The 7,719-nt window shown below is 59.6% G+C and carries 9 protein-coding genes and 1 tRNA gene; 6 read left to right on the top strand and 4 right to left on the bottom strand.

What is annotated here, in order from left to right:
- The first annotated feature begins 65 nt into the window (after positions 1–65).
- The 6 genes from B9Z37_RS04620 to B9Z37_RS04645 all read left to right on the top strand — a co-directional run bounded on the left by B9Z37_RS04620 (position 66) and on the right by B9Z37_RS04645 (position 5,245).
- Positions 66–908 (top strand): 3',5'-nucleoside bisphosphate phosphatase, encoded by an 843-nt coding sequence (locus tag B9Z37_RS04620; protein ID WP_108311812.1) that lies wholly within the window; start codon positions 66–68, stop codon positions 906–908.
- Positions 905–1,801, top strand: a complete 897-nt coding sequence (locus tag B9Z37_RS04625) for a DMT family transporter (RefSeq protein WP_108311813.1) — start codon at positions 905–907, stop codon at positions 1,799–1,801. The genes B9Z37_RS04620 and B9Z37_RS04625 overlap by 4 nt, the downstream gene beginning before the upstream one ends.
- Before the next feature lie 30 nt (positions 1,802–1,831).
- Positions 1,832–2,455, top strand: a complete 624-nt coding sequence (locus tag B9Z37_RS04630) for an L-threonylcarbamoyladenylate synthase (RefSeq protein ID WP_108311814.1) — start codon at positions 1,832–1,834, stop codon at positions 2,453–2,455.
- An 86-nt stretch (positions 2,456–2,541) separates the two neighbouring features.
- Positions 2,542–3,204 (top strand): site-2 protease family protein, encoded by a 663-nt coding sequence (locus B9Z37_RS04635; protein WP_108311815.1) that lies wholly within the window; start codon positions 2,542–2,544, stop codon positions 3,202–3,204.
- Positions 3,205–3,233: 29 nt separating this feature from the next.
- Complete coding sequence (locus B9Z37_RS04640) at positions 3,234–4,550, top strand: tryptophan--tRNA ligase (protein WP_108311909.1); 1,317 nt, start codon at positions 3,234–3,236, stop codon at positions 4,548–4,550.
- 86 nt (positions 4,551–4,636) lie between these two features.
- Positions 4,637–5,245 carry a response regulator transcription factor gene (locus tag B9Z37_RS04645; RefSeq protein ID WP_108311816.1) on the top strand — a complete coding sequence of 203 codons (609 nt, stop codon included), beginning with the start codon at positions 4,637–4,639 and terminating at the stop codon, positions 5,243–5,245.
- Between the two features lie 104 nt (positions 5,246–5,349).
- Here B9Z37_RS04645 and B9Z37_RS14445 read toward each other — a convergent pair whose 3' ends face one another.
- The 4 genes from B9Z37_RS14445 to serS form a co-directional block, all read right to left on the bottom strand.
- Entirely contained in the window at positions 5,350–5,523 is a 174-nt protein-coding gene (locus B9Z37_RS14445) for a hypothetical protein (RefSeq protein ID WP_167394319.1), read from the bottom strand.
- A 99-nt stretch (positions 5,524–5,622) separates the two neighbouring features.
- Positions 5,623–5,712: transfer RNA gene (locus tag B9Z37_RS04650), tRNA-Ser, on the bottom strand.
- Positions 5,713–5,749: 37 nt separating this feature from the next.
- Entirely contained in the window at positions 5,750–6,217 is a 468-nt protein-coding gene (locus B9Z37_RS04655; protein WP_108311817.1) for a hypothetical protein, read from the bottom strand.
- A gap of 39 nt (positions 6,218–6,256) precedes the next feature.
- Positions 6,257–7,564 carry a serine--tRNA ligase gene (gene serS / locus B9Z37_RS04660; protein WP_108311818.1) on the bottom strand — a complete coding sequence of 436 codons (1,308 nt, stop codon included), beginning with the start codon at positions 7,562–7,564 and terminating at the stop codon, positions 6,257–6,259.
- Between the last annotated feature and the right edge of the window lie 155 nt (positions 7,565–7,719).

Genomic DNA, 7,719 nt, shown 5'->3' on the forward strand with positions numbered 1-7,719 from the left:
CGGATCAGTCCGAAGAAACACAGGGCTGTTCGTCGTGGGCCTAAAATGCCTTTGAGGAAACCACCATGAACGCTGACCTGCATTGCCATTCCGTTGTCTCCGACGGCACCCTCACCCCGGAAGCCTTGGCCGAACGCGCCAAAACCAATGGTGTTGAACTCTGGGCACTGACCGACCACGACGAAGTCGGTGGGCAAGACCGCGCTCTGGCAGCCGCCCGCGCTCATGGCCTGCCTTACCTCACAGGCACCGAAATTTCAATCACCTTTGCCAACCAGACCGTGCACATCGTGGGCTTGGGCTTTGACGCCCACAACACCGCGCTGGTAGAAGGCTTGCGCCGCACGCGGGGCGGTCGCAGTGAGCGTGCCCAGGAAATGTCAGACGGTCTGGCCAAAGTCGGCATCCTGAATGCCTATGAAGGGGCGCTCCAATACGTGGGCAACCCCGAACTGATTTCACGCACCCACTTTGCCCGCCACCTCGTGGAAACGGGTGTGTGCAGCGACACATCCGAGGTGTTTCGCAAATACCTGACCGAAGGCAAACCCGGCTATGTGCCCCACCGCTGGGCGCGCCTGCAAGAAGCGGTGCAATGGATCACCGATGCCGGGGGCATCGCCGTCATCGCCCACCCGGCACGCTATGGTTTCAGCCCTAATGAAGAGTACGCGCTGTTCAGCGAATTCAAGGCCCACGGCGGGCGCGGCGTGGAAGTCATCACCGGCAGCCACTCGTCACAAGAAGCCGTGCGTTACGCCGAAACTGCCCTCGAATTTGACCTGGTGGCGTCTCGCGGCAGTGACTTTCACAGCCCCACTGAAAGCCGCATCGACCTGGGCACCCTGCCCTTCTTGCCTGGCCAACTGACGCCGGTCTGGCAACTGCTGGCCGACCGCATTCAGTGAGCCAACCCGCCGCCCACACACTCCACGGTATTGGCTTTGCCGTTCTGGCCACCGCCTGCTTTGCCACCCTGGACACCACCACCCGGCACATCAGTGCGGGCTTGTCCGTGCTGGTGGCGCTCTGGTTCCGTTATGCCATTCAGGCACTCATCACCACCGCCGTGGTCTGGCCAGGCCGTGGTCGCCGAGTCCTGCTGACGCAGCACCCACGCTTTCAGCTGGCGCGAGGGCTGCTGCTGTTTGCCTGCAGCATCCTGGCTTTTTACAGCCTCAAATACATGCCGGTTGGCGAATTCACCTCCATCGCCCTGTTGGCCCCGCTGGTCATCACGCTGCTGGCCGCCTGGATGCTCCAAGAATCCATCCGCCCCCTGCGTTGGCTGTTGGTGGCCGGAGGCTTTGCGGGCACCTTGGTGATCATCCGGCCCGGCAGCCACCACTTTGACTGGACCGTGGTCTTGCCGCTGATGCTGGTGGCCACCAATGCCGGCTTTCAGATCCTGACCAGCAAGATGGCCAAAACCGAAGACCCGATCACCATGCACTTTTATACGGGCTGGATCGGCACCATCTTGTCTTCACTGATCCTGCCGTTTGTCTGGGAAATGCCCCAAGACTGGACGGTTTGGCTGCAACTGCTGTTGATGGGCGTGCTGGCCTCCATCGGGCATTTCTTGCTGATCCTGGCCTATGCCCGCACACCCGCCGCCACGCTGACACCCTATATGTATGCACAAATCGGCTTTGCTGTGCTGGGCGGCTGGCTCGTGTTTGACCACCTGCCAGACCAATGGACCTTTGTGGGCATGGGCCTGGTGGCCTTGTGCGGCGCTTTAGGGGCCTGGCTCACCGTGCGCGAAAACCGCATCACCATCCAGCCGCCAGAATTCTGAATTCCGCATCCATCCGACCGTCAAGACACCATGGCCCAGTTTTTCACCGTTCACCCCGACAACCCGCAAGCCCGCCTGCTCAAGCAAGCGGTGCAACTGCTCAACCAAGGCAGCGTTTTGGCGGTGCCCACCGACTCCAGCTATGCCCTGGTCTGCCATTTGGACGACAAAAACGCCGCCGACCAACTGCGTCGCATTCGGGGCGTGGACGACAAGCACCACCTGACGCTGCTGTGCCGCGACCTGAGCGAGCTGGCCAACTACGCACGGGTGGACAATCAACAGTTTCGTGCCATCAAACAAGCCACGCCCGGTCCCTTCACCTTCATTTTGGAGGCCACCAAAGAAGTGCCGCGCCGGGTCAGCCACCCCCAACGCAAAACCATCGGCCTGCGTGTGCCAGACCACAAAGTGCTGCAAGAGCTGCTGGCCTTGCACGGTGCCCCGCTGCTGGCGGCCACCCTCATCATGCCCGGCGAAGACCTGCCGCTGAACGACCCCGAAGACATCCGCGAACGCCTGGAACACCAAGTGGGGGCCGTCATCGATGCTGGTGCCTGCTCGCTGGAGCCCACCACCGTGATCGACATGAGCGGCGACGCGCCCGAAGTGCTGCGGCATGGCCAAGGCGACCCAGCACTCTTGGGCCTCTGAACGCTCATCTGCTGTAGGCAGCCTCCCACAAAGGCCCCAACACCCCCAGTCAAAGCGCAAGCCAGGTCTGAGACAATCAAACACTTATGACCGACCTGATTCAAACCGTCCTGATCTACGCCCTGCCGGTGATCTTTGCGATCACGCTGCACGAGGCCGCGCACGGCTACGCCGCGCAGCGTCTGGGCGACAACACCGCAGCCATGATGGGGCGCGTCACCCTGAACCCGCTTGCGCACATCGACCCGATGGGCACCATCTTGCTGCCGCTGCTGCTTTACTTCAGCACCGGGGGCGCCTTCTTGTTTGGCTATGCCAAACCCGTGCCCGTGCGCTTTGACCAATTGCGACACCCCAAACGCGACATGGTCTGGGTGGCGCTGGCAGGGCCCGCCTCCAATTTGGTGCAAGCATTGCTGTGGGGCGTGTTGCTCTATGTGCTGGCGGGCAGCGGCGTCACCGAGCGCTTTTTCCTGGAAATGTGCAAAGCCGGCATGCTGACCAACGTGGTCATGTTTGCCTTCAACCTGTTCCCGCTGCCCCCGCTCGACGGTGGCCGCATTCTGGTGGGCTTGTTGCCCTGGCGTCAGGCCGTGATGGTCTCGCGCATTGAGCCCTACGGTTTTTACATCGTCATGGCGCTGGTCATCACTGGCGTCATCAGCAGCCTGTGGATGCAACCGCTCATGGGCGTGACCTTTGACCTGATCAAGCTGGCGCTCAGCCCCCTGTCTTTTTTAATTCGTTGATTTTTTGCTTCGCTGATTGTTTTTTGCACATGACCTCCAAGCCCCGCACCCGCGTCCTCACCGGCATCACCACCACCGGCACGCCCCACTTGGGCAACTACGTGGGCGCCATCCGCCCCACCGTGCAAGCCAGCCGTGACAGCCAGACCGATGGTTTTTATTTTCTGGCCGATTACCATGCCCTCATCAAGTGCGATGAACCTGCCCGCATCCAGCGCTCGACGCTCGAGATCGCGGCCAGCTGGATCGCCTCGGGCCTGGACCCTGAAAAAGTCACCTTTTACCGACAATCCGACATTCCCGAGATCCCCGAACTCACCTGGTTGTTGACCTGCGTGACCGGCAAAGGCCTGCTCAACCGCGCGCACGCCTACAAAGCGTCTGTAGACAAAAACCACGAAGCAGGCAAAGACACCGATGCCGACGTGACCGCGGGCCTGTTCATGTACCCCGTGCTCATGGGCGCCGACATCCTGATGTTCAAGGCGCACAAGGTGCCCGTGGGCCGCGACCAAATCCAGCACATCGAGATGGCGCGCGACATGGCGTCCAGCTTCAACCATTTGTATGGCGAACACTTTGTGCTGCCCGAAGCCGTGATCGAAGAGTCCGTGGCCCTGCTGCCCGGCCTGGACGGCCGCAAAATGAGCAAGAGCTACGACAACACCATCCCACTGTTTGCCCCCGCCGCACAAATGCGCAAGCAAATCGCGGGCATCGTCACCGACTCCAAAGCGCCCGGCGAGCCCAAAACCACCGAAGGCTCGGCCCTGTTCCAGATCTACCAGGCCTTTGCCAGCGCCGAAGAAACCGCCGCCATGGCCCAAGCCTATGCCGATGGCATTGGCTGGGGCGATGCCAAGCAAATGCTGTTCGAGCGCATCGACCGCGAAATCGCGCCCATGCGCGAGCAATACCAGGCGCTCATCGACAACCCCGCCCAGATGGACAAAATCTTGCTGGCCGGTGCCGACAAAGCCCGCCAACTGGCCACCCCGTTCATGCGCGAAGTGCGCCACGCCGTGGGGCTTCGCGCCTTGTCATCTGGCGCCACAGCGCAAGTGGCCAAAGAAGCCAAAGCCGCTGCCCCCAGCTTTAAACAATACCGCGAAAAAGACGGTCAGTTCTACTTCAAGCTGGTCGATGCACAAGGCCAGCTGATCTTGCAAAGCCTGGGCTTTGCATCGCCCAAAGAAGCCGCCCAGACCATGGCCCGTCTGCAAACCGAAGGCGCAGCCTGCCTGAGCGCGTTGAGCGAACAGCTGGCACCACTGACGCCGGAGACTGAGGCTCTGCTCACACAGGCACTGGAACATTTGATAAATTCAAAAAAATCAGTTAATTGATCTTTTCCGTATTTTGTAATTTATATTGCCAAAAATACCAATTCGGTGTATCCTTAAACTTTAAGCCTACTGCAGAGAATTAAAACATGACTGTATATGTCATCGACGACCACCCTTTGATGCGCGATGCGCTGACAATGCTTGTTCACCGCGTCAAGCCTGGTCTCAAAATCATTCCAATCCACAAGCTGAATGTGGTGGAGTCCACCGTTGAAAAAAATGGTGCACCAGAGCTTTTCTGCCTCGACTTGCAGTTGCCAGACACACTCGGCATGTCAGGCGTGCAGGTCCTGAAATCCAAGTTTCCGGACGTCCCACTGGCCGTGGTCACGAGCGCCAGCGCCAGCGAATTCGAGGCACGTTGCCTCGAAGTGGGTGCCAACGCCTTCATCGAAAAATCCAACAGCCCGACCCAAATCATCGCGGCCTTGCGTTCTTTGCTGATCTCTGAAGAAGAGGAAGCCGCTGCAGAAGAATCTGCAACGCCTGCAGGTCCCACCAAACTCTCCAAGCGCCAAAAGCAATTGATCCTGATGTTGGACCAAGGTTTGTCCAACCGCGAAATTGCAGAGAAACTGGACATCAGCGAGCACACTGTCAAGGTGCATTTCTGGCGTCTGTTCCGCCGCCTGGGCGTCAACAGCCGCACCCAAGCGCTGCACTTTGCGCGCACCAACGGCTGGTTGGGTATTTAAAAAAACAGGCACTTCAAGTGCCTGTTTCGTTTTTAGCAACCGGCACATCTGTGCCGGTTTTGCTTGGTGAGCCCGCAGGGCTCAACCAGCCAGGGCTACGCGGTTCAGTCCTTCTTCTTGTTCACAATGTCAGGCGTCACGGCATCCAGCACATTCACCGTGGTCTTGACGCCATAGACCACCGCAGAGCCCGCCGCATCGGCAATGGCCAACAAGGTGCAGCCCGACAGGCATACGGACACCACCATGGCCGACAGCAGCAAAAACAAGGATTTCATGGCAACAGTCTGAAGTTTTGAACAATGCGTCACAGAAGCTGAACGCCGTGAAAGACATAAAAAAACCCCACATTGGCAAACCAATGCGGGGTTTCTAACTGGCGGAGGAGGAGGGATTCGAACCCTCGGTAGTGTTGCCACTACGCCTGATTTCGAGTCAGGTACATTCGACCACTCTGCCACCCCTCCTGAGTATTTGTCGAAGCCGAGATTCTAGCAGAGCCACTCAGGGCTTTTTGGGCACCATCACCGCCGCGTTGCGCGGGGCCATGGTCATCGACACCACACTGCCAGCCAACATGCCGCCATCGACCATCTCGAACGTGGCCGTGCGCTCTTGCCGGGTCATGACCATGAAACTGTTTTTGCCGCGCACCGCCGACACCACGGTCCAGCCCTGCGCCGGGTAGGTCTCCAGGAAGAATCGGTAAGCCGCATCAAAATCACGCCCCACATCCAGCACCACCCGACCTACCCAGTTGTCTCCGGCACCGATGATCAAGGACTGTTCAGCCCGTATGGCCGCACCCGGCGGCAAGGGCAGCTGCCCGAGCAATTGCACCGGGTTTTGCACCTTGCCATCCGGTCCCACGCCCACAGACGGCGTGCTGCTGGTACTGGCACAACCTGCCAAGCCACCCGCCAGCCCGGCAGCCACCAAGAACGCCCACAACAAACGATGCATGCCATTCATCAACGCACTCCTGAGGTAGCCAAAAACACTTCAAACACTTTAAACGCTCAGCAGCGCCACGCCACCCATGTAAGGGCGCAGCACCTCGGGCACCGTGACCGAGCCGTCGGCGTTTTGGTAATTTTCGAGCACAGCCACCAGCGCACGCCCCACGGCCAAGCCCGAGCCGTTCAAGGTGTGCACCAACTCGTTTTTGCCTTGCGCGTTTTTGAAGCGTGCCTGCAAGCGACGCGCCTGAAACGCTTCGCAGTTGGACACCGAGCTGATCTCGCGGTAAGTGTTTTGCGCAGGCACCCAGACCTCCAGGTCATAGGTCTTGCTGGCACCAAAGCCCATGTCGCCGGTACACAGGCTCATCACCCGGTAAGGCAAGCCCAGCTTTTGCAAAACAGCCTCGGCATGGCCCGTCATGGCCTCCAGCGCTTCATAACTTTGATCTGGGTGCACGATCTGCACCATCTCGACCTTGTCAAACTGGTGCTGACGGATCAGGCCGCGCACATCGCGCCCGCCACTGCCCGCCTCAGAACGAAAGCACGGGGTGTGTGCCGTGAGTTTGATCGGCAAATCGGCTTCGGCCAACACCTCGTCGCGCACCACGTTGGTCAGTGTCACTTCCGACGTGGGAATCAGGTACAGCGCCTGGCTTTCTTCGCCCTCTTGCCCACCCTTGTTGGCAGCAAACAAATCGGCTTCAAACTTGGGCAACTGACCCGTGCCGCGCAGCGTGTCGGCGTTCACGATGTAAGGCGTGTAGCACTCGGTGTAACCATGTTCGTTGGTCTGCACATCCAGCATGAACTGCGCCAAAGCCCGGTGCAAGCGGGCCATCGGGCCACGCATGAACGTGAAGCGTGAACCGGTCAGTTTGGTGCCGGTGGCAAAGTCCAAACCCAGTTTTTCGCCGATGTCCACGTGGTCCTTGACCTCGAAGTCAAAGCTCGGCACCGTGCCCCAGCGGCGCACCTCCACGTTGCCATGCTCATCGGCCCCCACAGGCACCGACTCATGTGGCAAGTTAGGCACGGCCAGCAACAGGGTCTGCAATTCAGACTGAATCACCTCCAGACGCTCGGCCGAAGCGTCCAGCTCGTCCTTGATGGCGCCCACCTGGGCCATCACGGCATCTGCTTCGGCATGTTGGCCTTTGCCCTTGAGCATGCCAATCTGCTTGGACAAGCTGTTGCGCTGGCTTTGCAGCTCTTCGGTGCGGGTTTGCAGCGTTTTGCGCTCGCCCTCCAAAGCACGAAAAGCCTCCACATTCAGGAAAGCCTGGGGATTTTTACGGGTCTGCAAACGCGCCACAGCAGCGTCCAGATCTTTGCGGAGAAGAACAATATCAAGCATGCCGCCATTGTAGTGACCCGGGAATTGGTCAGGCTCCGTCAATCTTTGGTCTCCCCCGACTCGATCGGGGTCCATGTCTACGGTTTTTGTCACCCCCGACTCGATCGGGGGTCCATGCCTTTTGCCTTCGCCCTACATGGATACCCGCGTGCGCG

This window comes from Limnohabitans parvus II-B4 (assembly GCF_003063455.1).
Lineage (GTDB): Bacteria > Pseudomonadota > Gammaproteobacteria > Burkholderiales > Burkholderiaceae_C > Limnohabitans_A > Limnohabitans_A parvus.